The sequence below is a fragment of the Paenibacillus sonchi genome (assembly GCF_016772475.1).
In the GTDB taxonomy this organism is placed as follows: Bacteria; Bacillota; Bacilli; order Paenibacillales; family Paenibacillaceae; genus Paenibacillus_AQ; species Paenibacillus_AQ sonchi.
Window position 1 is genome coordinate 4,875,690 of record NZ_CP068595.1, and the last position, 20,612, is coordinate 4,896,301.

The following is a 20,612-nucleotide window of genomic DNA, read 5'->3' on the forward strand; positions in this document are numbered from 1 at the left end:
TGCTGCAATGGGGGATCGGCTTCGGCGGGGCCTTGCTGGTAGCAGGAGCCGCTTATTACAAGCAGTCCCTAAGCTTCTCCGGGATGCTGGCGGCGATTGCGATGGGAACCATTTATTTCGGAGCAGGAAATGCCTTCTGGTTCGGCATTTTGCTGCTGTTCTTCATCTCGTCCAGCCTGCTCTCGAAGCTTCATCATGAGAATAAGGCGGAGCTGGAAGCCGCCTATGACAAAACAGGCCGCCGGGATGCCGGGCAGGTGTTCGCCAATGGCGGGCTGGGCATGGTGCTGGTGCTCCTGAACGCCATCTATCCCTTGGAGCTTTGGGGATATTTGTTCATCGGCGTCATGGCTACCGTGACCTCCGACACCTGGGCGACAGAGATTGGCACCCTCGCCAAAAAGCCGCCCCGCTCTGTGCTGACGGGACGGATTCTCCCGCCCGGCACGTCCGGCGGCGTCTCGCTGCCGGGCACCCTGGCCGCCGCAGCAGGCGGCGCCCTGATCGGCCTTGCCTCCTGGCTGCTGCGCGCAGCCTCCGGCATGCCGGAGCATTCCGTCCTGCTGCTTACGCTGGCAGGACTTGTCGGGGCCTCGTCGGCGCCTTTGCCGACTCGGTGCTGGGGGCTACGGTGCAGCGCATGAACCGCTGCACCGTATGCGGCCGCGAGGTGGAGGCCTCGCGGCATTGCGGCCAGCCCACGGTATATGCCCGGGGCTGGCGCTGGATGAACAACGATGCTGTGAATGCCGCCAGCTCTATACTGGGCGGGCTCGCCGCCCTGCTGATTGGCGGGCTGTGATGCAGGGCAACCGTATACCCGCAATATTGAAGGAGGTGAGCCGGTGAGCAGCGCATCCATTCATAAACATACAGCCATTCTGGATGCCGCTTACGAGCTCTTCGGTTCAGGCGGCTTCTACGAAACGAAGATTTCGGAAGTAGCGGAACGTGCAGGCATTGCCAAAGGCACGGTGTATTTGTATTTCAAAAATAAAGAGGAGTTGTTCATGGCCGTCACCCGGCGGGACTGTGAAGGATTCCTTCAGCAGCTGGAAGCCAAGCTCCAGGCATGCAGCAGCCTGACCGGGAAGCTGTCGGTTATTGCCGGGCATCATCTGTTTTATTATTATGAGCGTAAGCAGCATACCAAGCTTTTTTCGGGCGCCGAACAACAACCCTGAGCTGGTCGCCTACATGGCGCTTTTCATGGAAGAATATGTGAAAGCTGTAGTGATGGTGCTGCTGGAAGGCGGGGCGTCCGAGCCGGAGCTGATGGCCCAGTCATACATTGGCATGCTGGACCGGCTAAAAATGGATATTCTGTTTGACCCCTTCTTCACGGAGGAGGAGGCGCACAAACGGGCGAAGTTTGCCGCCAGCCTCTTCATCGGAGGGGCCGTCAGCAACATGAACGGATCACTTGGAGATTGGCCGGCAGAGCAATAAGGAACACAGGGCCGGTTACAAATATAAGGCAAGCGAGGACAGAGCATGAATATTATGACCGTGGAACATCTTTCCAAGAGCTATGGGGAAAAAACACTATTCCGGGATGCGTCGTTTGGTATGGATGACAGGGACAAGATTGGCGTTATCGGTGTGAATGGTACGGGGAAATCCACCTTTTTGAAGATTATTGCCGGCCTGGATACACCGGATGACGGACAAATTGCCATCGGAAATGCGGTGCGGGTGCAGTATCTGGCACAAAATCCGCCGTATGAGCCGGACAACACCGTACTGCAGCAGGTTTTCGCTGGAGATGAGCCGGAGCTGGCTGCCATGCGGGAGTATATGGAGACACTGGCTCTTCTGGAGAGCCGTCCGGGCGACTCCGCCCTTGAGCGCCGGCTGGTGCAGATTGGACAAGCTATTGATGCGGCCGGGACATGGCAGCTGGAAAGTGAAGCCAAAACCGTCCTGACGAAGCTGGGCATTACGCAGTTTGATGCACGGATGGAGTCGCTGTCCGGCGGACAGCGCAAGCGTGTGGCTCTGGCGGCGGCGCTGATTACACCTTCTGAGCTGCTGATCCTGGACGAGCCGACGAACCATATCGATACGGACTCCGTGGCCTGGCTGGAGCAATACCTGCAGAAGCGGCGCGGGGCGCTGCTGATGGTAACCCATGACCGCTACTTCCTGGAACGGGTAGCCAGCGTCATGCTGGAGCTGGATGGCGGGCAATTGTACCGTTATGAAGCCAACTACTCGCGGTTCCTGGAGCTGAAGGCTGAGCGTGAGGAGCGTGAAGCGTCGGAGGAGCAGAAACGCAAAAATCTGCTGCGCACCGAGCTGGCCTGGATCCGCCGTGGAGCCAAGGCCCGTTCCACGAAGCAGAAGGCCAGAATCGACCGTTTCGAGAAGCTGAAGGACAGCCAGGGTCCCGCATCGGCGGGAGCGCTGGATATTTCCGTGGCTTCGACACGCCTCGGCCGCAAAATCATCGAAATGAAGGACCTGACCAAATCGCTCGATGGACGCACGCTGATTAAGGATTTGACCTATATTGCGGTGCCGCAGGACCGGGTAGGGATTGTGGGGCCGAACGGCAGCGGCAAATCGACCCTGCTGAATCTGATTGCCGGGAAGCTTCAGCCGGACCGCGGAGAGGTGGAGCTGGGGGCTACCGTCAAGCTGGGTTATTTCACCCAGGAGCATCAGGATATGGACGACAGCTTGCGGGTTATAGAGTACGTGAAGGAAGAGGCGGAAATCATCCGCACAGCGGACGGCAGCGTCATTACAGCCGGACAGATGCTGGAGCGGTTTTTGTTCCCGCCGGCCATGCAATGGACGCCGATCGCCAAGCTCTCCGGCGGAGAAAAGAGACGTCTTTATCTGCTGCGCGTCTTGATGGGCGCTCCCAATGTGCTGCTGCTGGACGAGCCAACCAATGATCTGGACATCGGGACCCTTGCCGTACTGGAAGATTATCTGGACGAGTTCCCCGGTGTGGTGTTCACGGTATCCCATGACCGGTTTTTCCTGGACCGCACGGTTGATAAGCTGATCGCCTTTGAGAATGGCAGCATCCGGCTGCATGTCGGAAACTATAGTGAGTATGAGGAATGGATGGCGAACAATATCCCGGCACGCGGTGGCGATACCCTCAAAGAAGCGGGAACGGGAAAAAACAGCTCCGCACCGGAACAGGGGCAGACAGTGCCAGCCGCGCCGCCTGCGAGAGAAAAGCTGAAGTTCACCTTCAAGGAACAGCGTGAATATGAGGGGATCGACGAGGCGATCGAGCAGGCAGAGCAGCATCTGGCGGACATCAGCTTGCAGATGGAAGCAGCCTTTGCAGACTCCGGGAAACTTCAGGAGCTGGTAGAGAAGCAGCGGCAGGGTGAAGCCGAGCTGGAACGGCTGATGGAACGCTGGACATATCTGAACGAGCTTGCGGAGAAGATCGCCGGAAAAGCGTAGCACGTTTGCATGTATAACTGCGGTTATTCAGTCAAGGCTTGCATGTATAACTGCGGTTCCCGGCGGTGTACCCGCATCATGCCAGACGCAGCGAGGAGGCAGATGAGTATGGCACATTCGATTGAAACAGCGGTGGCCCTTCGCAACGCCGGGAAGGCTGAAGAGGCAAGAGAGCTGCTCCTTGCCCTGCTGAGCGGGGATGAAGAGAATGCCGGACTGCTGTATCAGCTGGCCTGGACCCATGACGTGCTTGGCCTGGAACGGGAAGCGGTCCCCTTCTACGAGCGGAGCCTGTCGCTTGGCCTGCCCCCAGAACAGCGGATGGGCGCACTCCTGGGACTTGGCAGCACCTTCAGAACGCTGGGCGAATATGCCCGGTCCAAGGAAGTGCTTGAGCAGGGGGTGCGGGAATTCCCGCGACAGAAGGAATTTCAAGCTTTTCTGGCCATGACCCTGCACAACCTGGGCGAGCATAGTGAGGCAATGAAGCTGCTGCTGACCCTGCTCGCGGAGACTTCGTCCGACGAAGGGATCGGCAGTTACCGTAAAGCTATCCTGTACTATTCGGATAAGCTGGAGCAGGTATGGGAATAAATCAACAATTTATTTTTTCCGTAACGGCTGTACCGTCCTCTTCAGGACGGTGCAGCCGTTTCCGCTTACAGGTGCCAGTTCGAATGCTCTGTTTGCAGGAAGACAATAGTCCCTTCCCCGTGGACCAGTACACAAGCACTTTCTCCAGCTTGTAATACTATATTGCGAGGAGGAGATATTATGGTGAAAATAGCCCAGACGGACAGGGAATTAAAAGCCTTCATCGCCACTGCGGAGACGGCCTGGTTCAATGTGTATGATTCTGCGGATATAAACAGGGTGATTACTGTGGGCGGGGTAGAGTATAAGCAGCTGCCGCTGAGATTCAGCACAAAAGCCAAGGTGATCGCTTATTTCCGGCGGTATTGGGGGGTGGATATGAGCAACCGGATGTTCTGCAATCTGCAGACCGTTTCGCGGAACAACAGGCTGTACGTTATTGTAGGCGATACCGGCCTCGTTTCCTTTATTCCCCTGCGAATCAGAGTTACGGAGCGAACGGCTGCGCGCATCCGGCTGACGGCCGTCCTGTCTGCGGATGAGATAGAAGAAGTGGAAACGGAGAACGTCCGCTACCTGATTGCCAAGTCGGGAACAGCACTCCGTATTCTGAACAGGGATAAAAAAAATACGGACCCCCGGTATCAGACATGCCCGCTGAACGTCAGATGACTTTTGCCGCAGACTCCGCCTGATTTAAAAAGAGTACGGATTCAGCGGAGCTCACTGAATCCGTACCCGGTTATATAATACTAATTCTAGGGCTGCTTCGCTCCTGCCAAGGCAATCATCTGCACGACAGGGCGCGAGTCGCCTGTCAGCAGGGCTTCTGCGGCGTTCATCTGCGAGGAGCCGTCGCCGTCGAGAAAAATCCCTTCCCGCCCCCCGCCGGGGACGGCCTCCAGAATGGCTGTACGGAATTCCTCTGCCGTACAGCGCGTTGGCGTGACGATCAGCCACAGCTTCCCGTCCGCATTGTACACCAGCCCCGAGCGCATCCGCTGCTCGTCAGCATAGGGAAGATGCTCTGCGGCCGCGGCCGCCTGCCACAGCTCTTCATGCTGCAGGTTCATGCTGATGCCGCCCTGCGCCCAGTAATGCCCGCGGTCCGTGACGTCCAGCTCATCTCCCGAGGAGACGACCTGAACCGACAGCGCCCCGCTGGCCCCGTCCCAGACCAGTGTTCCACGCGGATATTTCGCGTTGAACCAGCCCGACCCATACGCCCCTTGAACTCCGTTCACCGGGCGGCCATTCATGACCGCCACCGACAGCAGGTCGCTGCCGTAAAAGAAGCCGCCGTTAATCCCGTAGGCGGCAATCGGGCGCAGCGCTGAACCTGCGCTGCGCAGTTTGATGTCAGCAGGCTGGGCTGACATCATATGCAGCTGCACCTGGGCGGAGCTGTCCGCCTGCAGGTAGCTGTATACGTGAGGGAGGCCGTGGAAGGCCTCCCTCGGCTGTGGCTGCGGCCTCGTCCACAGCATCACGGCCACCGTAACAGCCGCCGCCAGCAGCACGGCGGCGATCAGCCGCGGCTTGCGCTGCCATGCCCGGCGCAGGCCGGTACGGGCGCTCTCAATTCGCGCCCACATAAGCCGCGAGCAGCTTGGCCGTGTTCAGCACAGCCTGCTTGTGGGTGCGCTCCATGGAGTGGGAGGCGTGCACGCCCGGCCCGATCAGCGCGGCGCGGATATTGTTCCCGCCCCGCAGGGCGGCGGAAGCATCGGAGCCGTATTGCGGGTAAATGTCGACCGCAAACGGAATTGCCAGCCCGTTCGCCAGCTCGATTAGCTTGCCGGTCATGGCATAGTCATACGGCCCGGAGGAATCCTTGGCGCAGATGGAGACGTCGGTCTCCTTGCAGCTCAGGTCATCACCCATGGCGCCCATGTCGACGGCGATCATCTCGCTGATCCCGCCGGGAATCCAGGCGGCGCCGTGACCGACCTCTTCATAATTGGAGATGAGCAGGGACAGATTGTGCAGCGGTTTCCAGCCTTCGCGCTTCATGCTCTCCAGCAGACCCAGCAGTGCCGCCACACTGGCTTTGTCGTCCAGATGGCGCGATTTGATATAGCCGCTCGGCGTGATCACCGCCCGGGCATCGAAGGAGATGAAGTCGCCGACGGCAATGCCGAGTTTCAACACATCGTCTTTGGTAGACACCACCTCGTCGATGCGGATCTCCATATTTTCCTCCGAACGTTTGAAATCACGCGCATCCGCGTAGACATGAACCGAGGGATGACTGCTCAGAATCGTCCCGGTATAGGTTAATCCGGTACGGGTATGGATGACGCAATATTCATTTTCGATGCTGTTCATGGTGAAGCCGCCGACAGAGGTCAGGCGCAGCGTGCCGTTGGGTTTAATGGAGCGCACCATGGCTCCAAGTGTGTCCACATGGGCGCTGATGCCGATGGTGCGTGTAGGATCAAGTCCGGGCACAGTCAGAATAGCTCCGCCTTTTTCGTTCCAGCTCAAGGGGACGCCCAGTGCGGCCGCTTCCTCAGCCACAAGCTTCATGACCTGTGCCGTGAAGCCGCTGGGGCTGGGGGTGTCCAGCAGTTTTTTTAGAACCGATAAGATATACGCCTCGTTAGGTTGGATGGTAAGCAAGATTATAGTCCTCCTGTTCTTTATAAGCGATATAAGTTGCACATGTGATTTTAGGTGAGGTCATTTATATAGCTTTTCTATGAAACTATGGATGTACATTTCTTTTTGATTTTCGTGCAGGTCAGCTTAGAGCTGGGTTGTGCTGTTTGCAGACAAGCTATCCTGAGTCGCAGACACTGCGTCCAGGGAATTTCCCGCATCACGGAGCTTGTTCAGCTCTGCTGTAAGGCCTTTAATTTGCTTCTGCAGCTTATATTGGCGGAAAATGCCATAGGAACCGACAATAACCCCGCCGATCAGTGCACAGCCCAGAATGACCAGGATCAGCGGAATGCTGACCACATCCAAATAGAAATTAACCTCAACCGGGTCAACATTGATGACGGCGAACACAGCGGTCAGCAGGGCGAAGATCAGACCTAAGATCAGCGACCATTGCAATCTCATGAAACTTCCTCCTTTGAGCATGGGTGACAAGATAAATCCCCTGCCCGCAAAGGGCAAGGGATTACTGTAATACTAAGCTTTACGGCTTATTTGGTCAACTGTTCCATCTGCTCAATCACACTTTCGAAGACGCTCATCGCTTCGCGGATCGGTGCAGGAGAGGACATGTCGACGCCTGCCTTGGAGAGAATGTTGATCGAATAATCACTGCCGCCGCTCTTCAGGAAGCCGAGGTACTTGTCGACCGCCGGTTTGCCGTCCTCCAGAATCTGCTTGGCGAAGCTGGTTGCCGCCGAGAAGCCGGTAGCATATTTGTATACATAGAAGCTGTTGTAGAAATGCGGAATCCGCGCCCATTCCATCTCGATATCCTTGTCAACCACCATATCCTTGCCGTAGTACTTGACATTCAGGTCATAGTAGATGGCCGACAGGTCCTGAGGCGTCAGCGATTCGCCTTCTTCGGCGCGCTGGTGAATGATCTTCTCGAATTCAGCAAACATCGTTTGCCGGAAAACAGTAGTGCGGAACTGGTCGGCATAATAAGTGAGCAGGTACATTTTTTCTTTTGGATCTGTGGATTTCTTGAGCAGATAATCCATCAGCAGCGCCTCGTTGGTCGTTGATGCCACTTCCGCAAGGAAAATGGTATACTGCGCATCCCTGTATTTCAGCGCGTTGTCCGAATAGTAGGAATGCAGGGCATGGCCCATTTCATGCGCCAGCGTGAACATGCTGTTCAGGTTATCGTTATGGTTCAGCAGCACATAAGGGTGTGTGCCGTAGGCTCCCCAGCTGTATGCGCCGGTTCGTTTGTTCTCATTTTCGTAGACATCAATCCAGCCTTTATCATAGCCTTCCTGCAGCACACTCAGGTAATCCCCGCCGAGAGGCTTCAGGCCTTCTTTGGTAATCTTCTTGGCTTCTTCAAAAGTGATATCCAGCTTGTATTCGTCCACCAGCGGTGCGAACAGGTCATACATATGTAACTCATCAACGCCAAGCAGCTTCTGGCGCAGCTTCATGTAGCGGTGCATCAGCGGCAGGCTCTCGTGAATGGTATCAATCAGGTTGGTGTAGACCTCTTTCGGAATATTATCTCCGTAGAGGGACATTTCCAGCACGGAAGGATACTTGCGCACACGCGAGTAGAAAACATTTTTGTTTACGTTCGCGCTGAGTGTTGCTGCTATTGTGTTCTTTTGCTTGCCATATGTTTCATAGACCGCTTTAAACGCATTTTTGCGCACCTCACGGTCAGGGCTTTCCAGGAATTGAATGTAGCTTCCGTGCGTCAGGTCTACTTCCTTGCCTTCCTCGTTCTTGATCTTCGGGAACTTCAGGTCGGCATTGTTGAGCATGCTGAACACGGTTTGCGGTGCCTGTGCCAGCGTGCCAACCTGTGCAAGCAGTGCTTCCTCCGCTTTGGTCAGGATATGCGCTTTCTCACGCTTCATTTCTTTCAAAGTGAAGGTGTAATCCGAGAGGGAAGCGTCGGCTATGAACTGGTCCAGCTTCTCATCAGGCAAGGCCAGAATCTCCGGTGTGATAAAAGAAGTAGCCTCTCCGGCTTCCACTCCAAGCTTCTTTGCTTTTTGGGAGAGGGCCTGATAGGTTGGGGCAGCCGTATCTTCATCCTGGCGCATATGCGCGTAGACATACAGGCGCTCGGTCAGCAGGGACAGCTTGTCGTCCAGCTCGAAGCACTTTTTGAGTGCATCCGGTGAGTCCAGCTTCCCCTGAAATCCGGAGGCGCTGTTGATAAGCTTCTTGGCTTCCTTGTATTCCGCATCCCATTGCTCCTGCGAAGCGAACATATCTTCAAGCTTCCAGCGGTTTTCGGCGGGCACTTCACTTCTCTTCAATAATTGTTTCATTGCAATCCTCCTCGGATGATGGGATGTAGTAGTCATATCCTTCTGCGGTGCGGCGAATGAAGATAAATCACCCGGCAGCAGGCTTAAGGCAAGCAGTAACGGGAGGGACTTGACAGTAAAAGACATAACAGAAGCCTCCTTAGCACTTTAAGGTTGGCTTAGTATGCCCTGCCAAATCCTGATTATTTATCCTATGGCGTACATCCATACTTCAATGTCAGAATTTAATACACGCCTTTTAGAACCAGCCGCAAAAGTTATGCCACCAGGCTATAAATAATGAAGACAAAAGCCAAGGCAATCAGAATTACCGCAGTCAGGGCCATGCCGCGTTTGAGGCGCGGCGGCACCTTTTCCCTGCCCATGACCAGAACGGCTCCCAGGCACAGGACAACAATAATATAGATGACTAAATTCTCGTTATCCATCTGCGGCTAGACCTCTTTAAAGGCTGCCATGATATTCTTGTACTCTTCTTCATTATCCTTGTACGATTCCTTGTTAAAGCGGTTGTTGACCCATTGCATCATGGCCGGGCGGCTCATAAAGGTATGCGTTTCTTCTCCCCATTGGTCGGAAATCTCCCGGAGGACAATATAGCGCCCCTGAACCTCTACCGTCATCATATTCCATTTGTCTGTTTTGTATATTTCATGTTTTTTGATCATTTTCATTACCACCCTGGCGATTTTTGACTTTTGGCTCAATGATAACGCACGGGGGAAGTGAAAAGCAAATATTATCACCGGATAAGGGAAATGGTGGATTGCTTTGCAGGCAGAGTTGGGGTATAATGTAAACATACGTCATATATGGCGGTATTTTTAGGAGGTTGTTCATTTGAAAGGTACAGTAAAATGGTTTAACGCAGAAAAAGGCTATGGTTTTCTTCAAGTAGAAGGCGGCGAAGATGTATTCGTTCACTTCTCAGCAATCCAAGGTGAAGGATTCAAGACTTTGGATGAAGGCCAAGCGGTAGAATTCGATATTACTGATGGTAACCGCGGTCCCCAAGCAGCTAACGTAGTTAAATTATAAGAAACGGCTGGACAGCATGTCTGTCAGTCACAACATATAGTTTTGTAATGGCAGCACTTGCAAGAGTGGTAACCAGAAATTCAAAGCACACAGTTCTTACGGGAACTGTGTTTTTTTGTTGAATAGGAAATTATACATTGTCAAAAACGCGGATATCTTGAAAGCCTCAGAGGATATAAGCGATGCAGTAGGGTTGGGTTCCATCCGCAGACTGAAGCGGACAGAGGAGCCCTTATTTTGCCTAAAATTTTGTTTTTTCAGCGGATACGGACTCAGGGGCCGTTATATCATTCGATGGAGCCTGTTTCAATAACGGCTTTCCTGTCCGCACGTTTCCACTTGAAAGATAAGAATTTTATATGTTTTGGGGAAAGCGAAGCTTTATTTGTATAGGAAACCTCCGCAAGTGGATAAAATTATGCTTGAAGTTGTAGAATAAATACTTTTGACGAATGTGTAACGAGCAACAGCAGAAATGCCGTTGCTGTGGCTGCGAAGGCCGAGTTCTGAGGGGGGAGTCGGTCTAAATATCCTAATTCCAACTAGTAATTACTTACCGGTTTCTTCACAGGTGCTAGTTGGAAAAAGGGAACTTATTTTTCCGGAAATTAAAAAATCCTAAGATTTAAGTGGAAAAAGTAACCCTAATTGGCCCACTTTTCCTGAATAATGGTGAAATGAGCTGAATTAGTGTCCCTTTTTCCACTTAGATCTGCCCGAGGATGGGTATTCCGGCAAATTAGTTAACCTTTTTCCACTTAAAGGGTTGCCGCAGGATTCGTTGGGTCAGTAGATGAGTTCATAATAAAGGACAGATCATTTTGATCAAGTTCTTTTTTATTTTTCGGGGAAATTCTCCAGCTATCGCTTGCAGAGAGCAAGACCCTAATAATCTTTTCTGCGCAAATAACGTCCGAAACCGAATCCCGTATCCGCCAGGTGTTTGGCGAAAAAACCAACAAAGGCCAGCAGCGAGAAGCTCATGGCCACCACATAGAAAACCGTCCGTCCGGCATCTTCATAGATAAGTCCGCCAAAGGTGCCGCTGAGCAGACCGGCTGCACTGGACCAGACGACAGTAAAGATCGCCATACCGGTGGCACGGAGATGATCCGGGATAATCCGTGTAATGTACCGGACGGCCGTCACGTAGTATATGCCGAATGAGACGCTGTGCATGGCCTGGATCGCAACAACAGCAACAGGCTCATCCGCCAGCGCCATGAACAGGAAACGTGCGGCGAACATCAGACTGGCAAAAGCGAGCAGAGGCAGCTCCTTGAATCTGTCACCGTATCTGCTCAGGGCGAAAAAGACCGGAATCTCGCTCAAGGCTGAGGCCAGCAGCGACCAGCCAACGATCTCATCGCCTGCATTCATGGCTTTCAGGCTGAGTGTAAGGAACGCTTCATTCATTCTGTAGCCAATGGCAAGCACGAAAACACTGCCGAAAAACCATAGTACTTCTTTTTGCAGCAAAATCTGTTTCAGTCCTCCCGCCTTGGCCGGCTCGGCTGCAGGAACGGCAGCATGCTGCATATTCTCTCCGGTCCGCCTGACATCTTTCAGGCCAACGGTAATTAGAAGCGCAATGATTACGATTACAATACAGACGGCTATGCTGGAGGCCGGTCCCAACGCTCTCAGCACATATCCGATCGTCAGCGCGAAAAAGGAGTAGCCAAGCGAGCCAAAAACCCGGATGGTAATGAAGTTGCGCCCGTGGCGCTGGGCAATTTTGATCGCCATCGTATCTGCAAGCGGGAAAAGCGGGTAATAGAAGAAATAGAAAAGGGACAAAATAAGCATAACCACCCCAAAATCTGTGGCTCTTGCCAGTATAAGTGCAGTAACCAGCTGGCCGGCCAGAAGAATGGCCATGATTTTTTTGATGGTGCCCAGCCGGTCGCTGACCATGCTCCAGAACAGGTTGGACAAAATGGAGATCAGGGGTCCGATGGAATACAGGATTCCGATCTGCGGGCTGGTGAAGCCGAGATGGGTATAGAATAAAGGAAAATAAGAGACGACAAGCACACTGGTGCCGAAAAGCGTGAACATAAAGGATCGCAGCCAGTTTTGATCGCTGTACTGGCCGCTGCTCCGTCCTGGTGACATGATGCCTGCACTCCTCTGAATATGAAATACGGCTTAGTATCCATATACTTTAGTGATTAACGCGTTCTAGTATAGCATAAAGCATGCTCCAGATGTCCGGGAATTTATTGTTTCTGAATCTTTCAAGGTTTTGCGAAAGTGATTTTGTTGTTTGTACAAATACGCTCTGCATATTATAATAATGATGATTTGGATAAGGAGACAACAATGTGGAGGCACTGTCATTGAATGAATTTGAGCAAGGCCGTTACCTTAGCCCTCGCGGCCCGATTGGGCTGATGAGCAGGGTCTACAAGTACGTGCTGCCGGAAGTGCGGGAATGTCTCCATTTCTGGCGCCAGGATGCGGAAGGGATTCCCGATCCCGAGCTGCGGAAGCAAGCGCTTGCCAGCATTGAGACCAAAGAGTTTCACTGCCAGGGCGGCGGAATATATGCCGCCGGCAATTTGTCGATGCGGCATATACTGATTCCGCTTATTGTTGCTTATCAAACGATCAGTGATTACCTGGACAACCTATGTGACCGCAGCACTTCTCTTGATCCTGCCGATTTCAGACTGCTGCATCAATCCATGCTGGACGCTATCAATCCCAAGGCTGAGCCTGTTAATTATTACGCGCTCCGCAGTGAGCAGAACGATGGCGGATATTTGCACAGGCTTGTCCGCAAATGCCAGGAGATGACTGCGCTGTTGCCCGGCTATGCCGCGGCGGTTGAAGAGGTTCGCGGTCTGGCCGTACTCTATACGGATTTGCAGGTTTACAAACACATCCGCCCAGAACTCAGGGAGGCTGCCCTGAAGGAATGGTGGGAAGTGGAGGGCAAGGTTGCCCCGCATCTGCAGTGGAATGAGTTTGCGGCAGCAACGGGCTCTACCCTCGGCGTTTTTATGCTTTTTCTGGCCTCTTGCGATCCGAAGCTGAGCACATCGGCAGCGGCTTCCATCCGGGCGGCATACTTTCCGCATTTATGCGGATTGCACATTATGCTGGACTACCTGATTGATCAGGATGAAGACCGGGCCGGCGGTGATCTCAATTTCTGCAATTATTATGACAATAGCGATACCATGCTGAATCGGATCGCCTCCATTGTGGAGTGGGCCCGCAGGGATGTCCGGAATCTGCCCGAGACCTCAATGCATCGCATGGTCATCGAGGGCTTGCTGGCACTATATTTATCCGATCCGAAAGTCAGCGAACAGCGGGAGGTTCGCTCTGTATCCAGACGTCTAATGAGAAGAAGTCCACTGACAAGATTGTTCTTCTTCGTGAACAGCCGCTGGATTCGCAGGCGTATGTATTAAAGGCTGTGGGGCATGATCTGATAAAGAACGGGCTCCGCACAATTTTAAGGAGGAACAAACAGGATGGCAAACGTAAAAAAAATCGCAGTATTAACCAGTGGAGGAGATTCGCAGGGCATGAATGCGGCAGTCCGCGCAGTGGTGCGCAGTGCAATCTACTTCGGCATTGAAGTGTTCGGAATCCAGCGCGGTTACCAGGGGCTGCTCAACCGCGACATTTTTCCAATGGATCTGCGCAGTGTAGGTGATATTATCCAGCGCGGAGGCACAATTCTGCAATCTGCCCGCTGTCTTGAATTTCTGACCCCTGAAGGCCAGCAAAAGGGTGCGGATATTCTGAACGAGATGGGTATCGACGGTCTGGTGGTTTGCGGCGGTGACGGTTCTTACAAAGGAGCCAACAAGCTCAGCAAGCTGGGCATTAACACCATGGCTTTGCCGGGTACCATCGATAATGACATTTCGTTCACAGACTATACCATTGGCTTTGATACTGCGGTAGGTGTTGTAGTTGATGCCATCAATAAGCTTCGTGATACGATGTCCTCGCATGAGCGTTCATCCATCGTTGAAGTTATGGGCCGCCACTGCGGGGATATCGCGCTGCATGCGGGTCTTGCTTCCGGCGCCGAAACGATTCTGGTACCCGAAATGCCTTATGATCTGAATGAAGTAGCCGACCGTATGCGCGACAACTTTGCCAGAGGCAAACGCCACAGTATCGTGATTGTCGCTGAGGGTGTAGGCAAGGGCGAGGATGTGGCTCAAGCATTAAAAGACCGTCATTCCTCTCTGGATGCACGCGTTACTGTGCTGGGACATATTCAGCGCGGTGGTACGCCGACGCCTGGGGACCGCAACCTGGCCAGCCGTCTCGGCGACTTTGCTGTCCGTTCCCTGATTGAAGGCCATTCGGATAAAGCCTGCGGCATTATCAAAGGCGAGCTGACACTTACCGATATTGATCTTGTAGTGAATACCAAAAAAGACTTCGATACTGAGCTGTACGAGCTGGCATCCCGTCTTTCCCAATAACATAATAGACTTCATCCGGACCGTCTTAATCAGGCGGTCTTTTTTTGACTTGACTGTATACCCCTACCGGTATATTATATACCCCATAGGGTATACTGAAAAGGGGGATACAGATGGGTAAGAAGATTATAATCGTCGGCGGAGTAGCGGGTGGGGCTTCAGCGGCTGCACGCCTGCGGAGATTAAATGAACAAGATGAAATTATTCTGCTGGAGCGGGGGGAGCATGTCTCTTTTGCCAATTGCGGCCTTCCTTATTATATTGGAGAAACGATCGGCTCCAGAGAGAAGCTGTTCCTGCAGACGCCCGAGGGGATACGGCAACGGTTTAATATTGATGTAAGGACTCTGACGGAGGTTACGTCTATTGACCGTGCCAGCAAGCATGTGATTGCCCGGAGTACAGCCACTGGTGAGGTCCTGCAGTTTCCATATGATATTGTGATCCTTTCTCCCGGGGCGAAGCCCATTGTACCGCAGATTCCGGGTATCACCGGTGCCCATAACCTGTTCACACTGCGGAATATCCCGGACACAGACAGAATCAAGGCTTTTGTCGATCATCAGCATCCTAAGCATGCCACGGTGATTGGAGCGGGTTTTATTGGACTGGAGATGGCGGAGAATCTAAGGGAACGTGGTGTTAAAGTGACGGTTATTGACCGGGGGGCACAAATATTGAACCCGCTTGACCCGGAAATGGCAGGACCTGTTGAAGAGCATATGCGGCTGCACGGAGTCGAGTTCAGGCTAAACGAAGGCGTAGAGGCCGTCTTGCAGGAAGGCAGGCTGCTTCAGCTTGCTTCCGGCGCAAGGGTTGCTACGGATATGATTATTCTGGCGGTCGGAGTAACACCGGAGAATGAGCTGGCCAGAAACAGCGGACTTGAACTGGGGGTCCGGGGGGCTGTGAAAGTGAATGCCTCGCTGCAGACCAGTGATCCTGCGATATATGCAGTTGGTGACGTCATTGAGGTCAAAGACCGGGTTCAAGGTTATGAAACGATGGTGTCGCTCGCCTGGGGAGCCAACCGTCAGGGCCGTCTTGCCGCTGATCATATCAATGGCCGGCCAATTTCCTATGATGGAGCTTTGGGCACTGCTATCATCAAAACCTTTGCCCTCACTTCCGCCCTCACCGGGAATAACGAAAAAACGCTGAAATCACTCGGGGTTCCTTACGAGGCCATCCATATTCACCCGAATTCACATGCGGGCTACTATCCTGGCGCAGCGCCCATTGCTATTAAATTGCTGTTCAACCCCCACACGGGAGAGATTTACGGAGCACAGGCAGTGGGGAGTGAAGGTGCCGACAAACGGATTGATGTCATTGCCACCGCGATCCGCGGGAGGCTCAAGGCAGATGAACTCGCGGATATCGAGCTGGCCTACGCGCCTCCATATTCTTCTGCCAAAGACCCTGTAAATATGGCCGGCTATGCGGCTTCTAATGTGATGGAAGGTATGGTGCAGAATCTTCAGTGGCATGAGGTGGATGAGTTTTCCCGGAATGGCGGGCTCATTATCGATGTACGGGATGAGGTAGAGCGTCTCGCCGGATCTATTCCCGGGTCCATCAATATTCCACTTTCCGAATTGAGGAACCGCCTGGCAGAAATCCCCGTTGGCCAAGAGATTGCGGTATCCTGCCAAGTCGGCCTCAGAGGGTACATCGCGGCAAGAATGCTTAAACAGCACGGTTACCACGTGAAAAATGTTGACGGGGGATATAAAACCTATGCTGTGATGAACAGAGGCACAGGGACTGCTTCACATGAAGAGGGACAGCCCGCTGAAGCGGGAATCTCTTTACTGGCAGCGGCGGCTCAAAAGGCTCCAGAACCTGCTGAACAGCGGCTGGTGCTGGATGCTTGCGGTTTGCAGTGTCCTGGCCCTATACTCAAGGTATATGAGACCGTGCAGTCCATGAAAGACGGGCAGCAGGTTGAAATTACTGCAACTGATTTCGGTTTTGCTGCAGATATCCGGCAGTGGTGCCTCAAGACGCAGAATACGCTGGAGTCTGTAGAGGTCTCAGGTGGCAAGGTTGAGGCTCTGGTACGTAAAGGGATTCAATCACCAGCGGAAGCCTCATTCACCTTGCCAATGTCAGAAGCGAGGAATGTGAAGGACGGGACGACAATGGTTGTCTTCAGCGGTGACCTGGACAAGACGATTGCCTCTTTCATTATCGCCTCGGGTGCGGCTGCCATGGGCAAGCAGGTAACGATGTTCTTTACCTTCTGGGGATTGAACCTGCTGCGGCGTGAGCAGGGGCCCCGGGTTGAAAAGAAGGCGCTGGATAAGCTGTTTAGTCTGATGATGCCGCAAGGAACCCGAAAGCTGCCATTGTCGAGAATGAACATGGGCGGTCTAGGGGCCAAATTCATCCGCCACACCATGAAACGCAAAAATGTGGACTCTCTGGAAGAGCTGATGCAGGGTGCAATCCATGCAGGAGTGAAGCTGATGGCCTGCACGATGAGCATGGATATCATGGGCATCAAGCAGGAGGAGCTAATAGCAGGCGTTGAATTCGGCGGTGTAGCCAGTTATTTGGGTGCTGCTGAGGATTCAGGCGTCAATCTGTTCATCTAAAGGATGTGGATAGCAATGGAGTACGATAAAGGGATCAAAAACAGACTAAAACGCATTGAAGGACAGGTGCGGGGAGTGTTAAGCATGCTGGAGGAAGGGCAGGACTGCCGGGAAATCGTTATCCAGCTGACCGCCATAAGAACGGCAGTAGACCGTACGGCAGGGGCCGTTATCGGAGCTAATCTGGAGCATTGTATACAGGAGGAACTTGAACAAGGGAATTCTCCGAACCAAGTCATAAAAGACGCGGTGGAGCTGCTCGTGAAGAGCCGCTAGACGACGAAAGAGCGTCTTTAGCGCCTCCTGACCATAAAAAAATGACGTATAAGCGGGCAACCGTTTTACGTCATTTTTTTGTTGTGCGCGTGCCCGGAGGCACAAGCTTCACAAAGCCTTAACCTAATCATGGAATTGGGAAAATATACAGAAAACAAAGGGATGATATATTTAAAAAATCACTAATAAATGACATTAAGGGGTGTTATTCAGATGAGGAGTAAATCATATGCCGTCATGGCTACAGCGGTGCTTGCATTAGCTGTCGGCAGCGGAAATGCCATAGCGGATCCGCAACAAGCCGCAGGCAAAAGCAAGGTCAAGTACAGCAATAACGGACAGGCTCTGGAAGCACCGGCGGCAGAAATGAGAGCAGCGGACGGAAGCCTGTTTGTGCCGGTACGCGACATGGCTAATCTGATGGACAAGTACGTGGATTGGGATCAGTTCCGCACAAGCGTTTCTTTTACAGACAAACCCAAGTTAACCGGTAAATATAACCTGAAGGCAGCGGATTTGGCCCCGGGAATTAAGATGGGAGTAGGCTCCTCCTTGACCCATCTGCCCGGCGACCCGGCCAATATCTTCTATTCTACGGCAGACCGTGGACCGAACGGCGAGCTGAAAGTAAATGACGCTACGCGGCGGACCTTCCCGCTGTCTGACTATACGCCTACCATTTACAAGATTGAGGCCTCCGCAGGAGAAATCAAGATTCTGGACAAAATTCCGCTGAAGGTGAACGGCATTGATCCGGTCAGCGGTACCGCCAACATAACGGGGGTAGGAAACATCAAGGGCCGGGACGAGGCACCGTATGATGCTAAGGGCGAAAAGGAGCTCAAATATGATCCTTACGGTCTTGATATTGAAGGATTGGCGTATAATCCCAAGGATGATACCTTCTGGATTTCTGACGAATACGGCCCGTCCATCGTTCATGTCAAGCGGGATGGCACCCTGATTGAGCGCATCGTACCCAAGGGCTGGGGAAATAACAAAATAAGCACGCCGCTGGTGCCTGCCCGCGAGGTGCTGCCGGAGGTTTACAACAAGCTCCGCCAGAACCGCGGTGCAGAAGCGGTAGGCATTACACCTGACGGCAGCACGATGTTCATGGCGATGCAAAGCCCGTTGCGCAATCCTGACAAGAGTACAGATAACTCCCGTCAGCTGCGCATTATCAAGATTGACCTGGCCACGCTTGCTCCAACAGCAGAATACGTCTATATCACAGAGGATGCCGCCCAGTTCAAGGACCTCAAGCAGTCGGATATCGTTATCTCCGATTTGTACGCCGTCAATGACCATACACTCCTTGTTGATGAGCGGGATAAGAACGCAGGAGATAAGGCCGAGCTGAAGCGGATTTTCCAGATTGATTTATCCGGCGCTACCAATATTCTGGGCAAGTATGACCAGGCTTCAGCCGGCGGCAAGACGCTGGAGGAGATGAGCATCTCCAATCTGAAGGCAGCGGCTATTATGCCTCCTTCCAAGCGGACGGTGCTGGATGCCGTGGCCTTCCAGTTTCCTTATGAAAAGATTGAAGGCCTGACCTTGGTGGACGGCAACACCATCGCCATTATTAATGACAACGATTTTGGTGTAGGCAGCGATTCAGCGGAGAATGGCACGAGCCTGTGGACCTTTCAGTTGCCTTACACTATCACACCTTAAGTGAACCTCATGCTAACCTAATAACGATGTAATAAAAGGGCGTTCCAAGCCATGAAATGGCTTTTGGAACGCCCTTTTGTTTTTCTTGGCGCAACCTGAGCGCAGTTCCTTTCACTCTGGAGCAGGGATCATGCGGATGCCTGCTGAGGCTTCTGGAGGCTTAAGCTGCCGGTATTCTAGGCAGTATCCGGTTTGTTGTGCGCATATCGCCGCTGCACTTTGACCAGGCGGGACAGCAGCAGAATAGCCCCGATGGCCAGACCTGTGATGAGGCCGACCCAGTAGCCATATGCCGCTAGACTGGTGTAAGTAGCCAGCACATATCCGGTGGGAAGGCCGATTATCCAGTAGGCGAGAAAACAGATGATGAATGCCGGATTTACATCCTTGTAGCCCCGCAGGACGCCCTGTGTGGGGGTGGCGATGGCATCGGAAATCTGAAAGAATATAGCGTAGATCAGAAAGTGCCGGATAAGTGAAATGACCTCAGGCTCATTGGAGTAGAGGCCGGCAACATGGCTGCCTGCGAACAGCAGTACAAGAGCTGTAGCGAGTGAGAGGACAGCCGCTGTTCCAATGCCCATGATCCCATATTGCCGCGCATCCTTCAGCCGGCCGGCCCCGTTCTCGAAGCCGACCAGAATCGTCAGGCTCATACAAATGCTTAGCGGAATCATATACAGGGTAGAAGCGAAATTAATGGCCGCTTGATGGGCTGCAATGGTTATTGTATCGAACCGGCTCATGAGAAGTGTCACGGCTGAAAAAACCGCCGTTTCAAAGAAGATGGAGAAGCCGATCGGTACGCCGATTTTTAGCAGTTCCTTGAAGCTGCGCAGAGACATAAAGTGAAAGCTGCGGAACAGCCGGAGGCTCCGGAAAGGCTCGGAGCGGTAGACAAACATCAGAGAGATGCCGAAGATCACCCAATACGTAATCGCTGATGCCACTCCCGCACCAACACCGCCAAGGCGGGGGAAGCCGAATTTACCAAAGATCAGCAGATAGTTGAGCCCTACATTGACTGGCAGGGCTATCAGTGTAATGAACATCGAAATCCGTGTTTGACCGAGAGCGTCAATACAACTGCGGATAACCGTATAGCCAAAGAGCGGAATGATCCCGACTGAGATCGCACACAGGAAACGAAAGGCGATATCGTGAACCTGCGGCTCCAGATTCATGAAATGAAGCACCGGTGAGAGCGCGAAAGTTCCAGCTGCCAGAACAAGCAGCGACACAAGCAGAGACAGCCATATGCCTTGAGTGACCTGGTATGCTACGTCGCTTTCCTTTCTACTTCCCATCAAATGTGACACTAAGGGGGTGATCCCCATCAATATCCCGCTGAGTCCGGTTTGAATCGGAATCCACAGGCTGGTTCCAATGGCTACTCCGGCCAGATCGTCCGTACCGAATTTGCCGGACATATTCGTGTCGAAGAAAGTTATAGCTGACAGGGCAATTTGTGTAATGAGGATGGGAAATAAAATATACAGGAATTGTCTTGCTTTTTGTTTCATTGAAGTAGTAGGTATCATTATATTTAAGCCTCATTGTTCTTAATTCTTATTGTAGATCCAGGG

19 protein-coding genes and 1 pseudogene are annotated in these 20,612 nt (G+C 52.8%); 12 read left to right on the forward strand and 8 right to left on the reverse strand.

Annotated features, from left to right (window positions below; genetic code table 11):
- The first annotated feature begins 2 nt into the window (after positions 1–2).
- From JI735_RS21600 to JI735_RS21620, 6 genes and pseudogenes are all read left to right on the forward strand, one after another.
- Positions 3–802: pseudogene (locus JI735_RS21600) on the forward strand (DUF92 domain-containing protein).
- A gap of 43 nt (positions 803–845) precedes the next feature.
- A complete protein-coding gene (locus JI735_RS37420) occupies positions 846–1,184 on the forward strand; it encodes a TetR/AcrR family transcriptional regulator (RefSeq protein ID WP_325175526.1) in 339 nt (112 codons plus the stop codon).
- A 13-nt stretch (positions 1,185–1,197) separates the two neighbouring features.
- Positions 1,198–1,449 carry a hypothetical protein gene (locus JI735_RS37425; RefSeq protein ID WP_325175527.1) on the forward strand — a complete coding sequence of 84 codons (252 nt, stop codon included), beginning with the start codon at positions 1,198–1,200 and terminating at the stop codon, positions 1,447–1,449.
- 45 nt (positions 1,450–1,494) lie between these two features.
- Positions 1,495–3,432, forward strand: coding sequence for an ABC-F family ATP-binding cassette domain-containing protein (locus tag JI735_RS21610; RefSeq protein ID WP_039836463.1), 1,938 nt, complete (start codon positions 1,495–1,497; stop codon positions 3,430–3,432).
- A 108-nt stretch (positions 3,433–3,540) separates the two neighbouring features.
- A complete protein-coding gene (locus JI735_RS21615; protein ID WP_039836464.1) occupies positions 3,541–4,026 on the forward strand; it encodes a tetratricopeptide repeat protein in 486 nt (161 codons plus the stop codon).
- 180 nt (positions 4,027–4,206) lie between these two features.
- Entirely contained in the window at positions 4,207–4,698 is a 492-nt protein-coding gene (locus JI735_RS21620; RefSeq protein WP_039836466.1) for a DL-endopeptidase inhibitor IseA family protein, read from the forward strand.
- 86 nt (positions 4,699–4,784) lie between these two features.
- Here JI735_RS21620 and JI735_RS21625 read toward each other — a convergent pair whose 3' ends face one another.
- From JI735_RS21625 to JI735_RS21650, 6 genes are all read right to left on the reverse strand, one after another.
- Positions 4,785–5,621: a phosphodiester glycosidase family protein gene (locus JI735_RS21625; RefSeq protein WP_202676423.1), complete on the reverse strand. Its 837-nt coding sequence runs from the start codon at positions 5,619–5,621 to the stop codon at positions 4,785–4,787.
- Positions 5,605–6,648, reverse strand: coding sequence for a M42 family metallopeptidase (locus JI735_RS21630; protein WP_039836468.1), 1,044 nt, complete (start codon positions 6,646–6,648; stop codon positions 5,605–5,607). Before JI735_RS21630 ends, JI735_RS21625 begins: the two co-directional genes overlap by 17 nt.
- A gap of 126 nt (positions 6,649–6,774) precedes the next feature.
- Positions 6,775–7,095 (reverse strand): LapA family protein, encoded by a 321-nt coding sequence (locus JI735_RS21635; protein ID WP_039836469.1) that lies wholly within the window; start codon positions 7,093–7,095, stop codon positions 6,775–6,777.
- Between the two features lie 86 nt (positions 7,096–7,181).
- Positions 7,182–8,972, reverse strand: a complete 1,791-nt coding sequence (pepF, locus tag JI735_RS21640) for an oligoendopeptidase F (RefSeq protein WP_039836471.1) — start codon at positions 8,970–8,972, stop codon at positions 7,182–7,184.
- Between the two features lie 257 nt (positions 8,973–9,229).
- Complete coding sequence (locus JI735_RS21645) at positions 9,230–9,400, reverse strand: hypothetical protein (RefSeq protein ID WP_020430875.1); 171 nt, start codon at positions 9,398–9,400, stop codon at positions 9,230–9,232.
- Positions 9,401–9,406: 6 nt separating this feature from the next.
- The gene (locus tag JI735_RS21650) at positions 9,407–9,640 is read right to left on the reverse strand and encodes a hypothetical protein (RefSeq protein WP_020430876.1); all 234 of its coding nucleotides are present in this window, start codon (positions 9,638–9,640) and stop codon (positions 9,407–9,409) included.
- Between the two features lie 172 nt (positions 9,641–9,812).
- Between JI735_RS21650 and JI735_RS21655 the strand changes: the two genes are divergently transcribed.
- Complete coding sequence (locus tag JI735_RS21655; protein ID WP_039836470.1) at positions 9,813–10,010, forward strand: cold shock domain-containing protein; 198 nt, start codon at positions 9,813–9,815, stop codon at positions 10,008–10,010.
- 885 nt (positions 10,011–10,895) lie between these two features.
- On the opposite strand, the gene JI735_RS21660 is transcribed toward JI735_RS21655, so the two are convergent.
- Positions 10,896–12,128: an MFS transporter gene (locus JI735_RS21660; RefSeq protein WP_039836473.1), complete on the reverse strand. Its 1,233-nt coding sequence runs from the start codon at positions 12,126–12,128 to the stop codon at positions 10,896–10,898.
- Between the two features lie 224 nt (positions 12,129–12,352).
- Here JI735_RS21660 and JI735_RS21665 point away from each other — a divergent pair, with 224 nt between their 5' ends.
- From JI735_RS21665 to JI735_RS21685, 5 genes are all read left to right on the forward strand, one after another.
- Positions 12,353–13,435 carry a tetraprenyl-beta-curcumene synthase family protein gene (locus JI735_RS21665; RefSeq protein ID WP_039836477.1) on the forward strand — a complete coding sequence of 361 codons (1,083 nt, stop codon included), beginning with the start codon at positions 12,353–12,355 and terminating at the stop codon, positions 13,433–13,435.
- Between the two features lie 63 nt (positions 13,436–13,498).
- A complete protein-coding gene (pfkA, locus tag JI735_RS21670) occupies positions 13,499–14,470 on the forward strand; it encodes a 6-phosphofructokinase (protein ID WP_020428967.1) in 972 nt (323 codons plus the stop codon).
- Positions 14,471–14,583: 113 nt separating this feature from the next.
- Positions 14,584–17,070 carry a CoA-disulfide reductase gene (locus JI735_RS21675; RefSeq protein ID WP_202676424.1) on the forward strand — a complete coding sequence of 829 codons (2,487 nt, stop codon included), beginning with the start codon at positions 14,584–14,586 and terminating at the stop codon, positions 17,068–17,070.
- Positions 17,071–17,085: 15 nt separating this feature from the next.
- Positions 17,086–17,346 (forward strand): metal-sensitive transcriptional regulator, encoded by a 261-nt coding sequence (locus tag JI735_RS21680; protein ID WP_042266591.1) that lies wholly within the window; start codon positions 17,086–17,088, stop codon positions 17,344–17,346.
- 213 nt (positions 17,347–17,559) lie between these two features.
- Positions 17,560–19,026 carry an esterase-like activity of phytase family protein gene (locus JI735_RS21685; RefSeq protein ID WP_039836485.1) on the forward strand — a complete coding sequence of 489 codons (1,467 nt, stop codon included), beginning with the start codon at positions 17,560–17,562 and terminating at the stop codon, positions 19,024–19,026.
- Between the two features lie 176 nt (positions 19,027–19,202).
- Here JI735_RS21685 and JI735_RS21690 read toward each other — a convergent pair whose 3' ends face one another.
- Positions 19,203–20,567, reverse strand: a complete 1,365-nt coding sequence (locus JI735_RS21690; RefSeq protein ID WP_039836486.1) for an MATE family efflux transporter — start codon at positions 20,565–20,567, stop codon at positions 19,203–19,205.
- Positions 20,568–20,612: the final 45 nt, after the last annotated feature.

Excerpts from the sequence above, each read along its gene's own strand:
- JI735_RS37425 (WP_325175527.1), top strand. The coding sequence starts at position 1,198 with ATGGCGCTTTTCATGGAAGAATATGTGAAAGCTGTAGTGATGGTGCTG.
- JI735_RS21610 (WP_039836463.1), top strand. The coding sequence starts at position 1,495 with ATGAATATTATGACCGTGGAACATCTTTCCAAGAGCTATGGGGAAAAA.
- JI735_RS21615 (WP_039836464.1), top strand. The coding sequence starts at position 3,541 with ATGGCACATTCGATTGAAACAGCGGTGGCCCTTCGCAACGCCGGGAAG.
- JI735_RS21620 (WP_039836466.1), top strand. The coding sequence starts at position 4,207 with ATGGTGAAAATAGCCCAGACGGACAGGGAATTAAAAGCCTTCATCGCC.
- JI735_RS21625 (WP_202676423.1), bottom strand. The coding sequence starts at position 5,621 with ATGTGGGCGCGAATTGAGAGCGCCCGTACCGGCCTGCGCCGGGCATGG.
- JI735_RS21635 (WP_039836469.1), bottom strand. The coding sequence starts at position 7,095 with ATGAGATTGCAATGGTCGCTGATCTTAGGTCTGATCTTCGCCCTGCTG.
- pepF (WP_039836471.1), bottom strand. The coding sequence starts at position 8,972 with ATGAAACAATTATTGAAGAGAAGTGAAGTGCCCGCCGAAAACCGCTGG.
- JI735_RS21645 (WP_020430875.1), bottom strand. The coding sequence starts at position 9,400 with ATGGATAACGAGAATTTAGTCATCTATATTATTGTTGTCCTGTGCCTG.
- JI735_RS21650 (WP_020430876.1), bottom strand. The coding sequence starts at position 9,640 with ATGATCAAAAAACATGAAATATACAAAACAGACAAATGGAATATGATG.
- JI735_RS21660 (WP_039836473.1), bottom strand. The coding sequence starts at position 12,128 with ATGTCACCAGGACGGAGCAGCGGCCAGTACAGCGATCAAAACTGGCTG.
- pfkA (WP_020428967.1), top strand. The coding sequence starts at position 13,499 with ATGGCAAACGTAAAAAAAATCGCAGTATTAACCAGTGGAGGAGATTCG.
- JI735_RS21675 (WP_202676424.1), top strand. The coding sequence starts at position 14,584 with ATGGGTAAGAAGATTATAATCGTCGGCGGAGTAGCGGGTGGGGCTTCA.
- JI735_RS21680 (WP_042266591.1), top strand. The coding sequence starts at position 17,086 with ATGGAGTACGATAAAGGGATCAAAAACAGACTAAAACGCATTGAAGGA.
- JI735_RS21685 (WP_039836485.1), top strand. The coding sequence starts at position 17,560 with ATGAGGAGTAAATCATATGCCGTCATGGCTACAGCGGTGCTTGCATTA.
- JI735_RS21690 (WP_039836486.1), bottom strand. The coding sequence starts at position 20,567 with ATGATACCTACTACTTCAATGAAACAAAAAGCAAGACAATTCCTGTAT.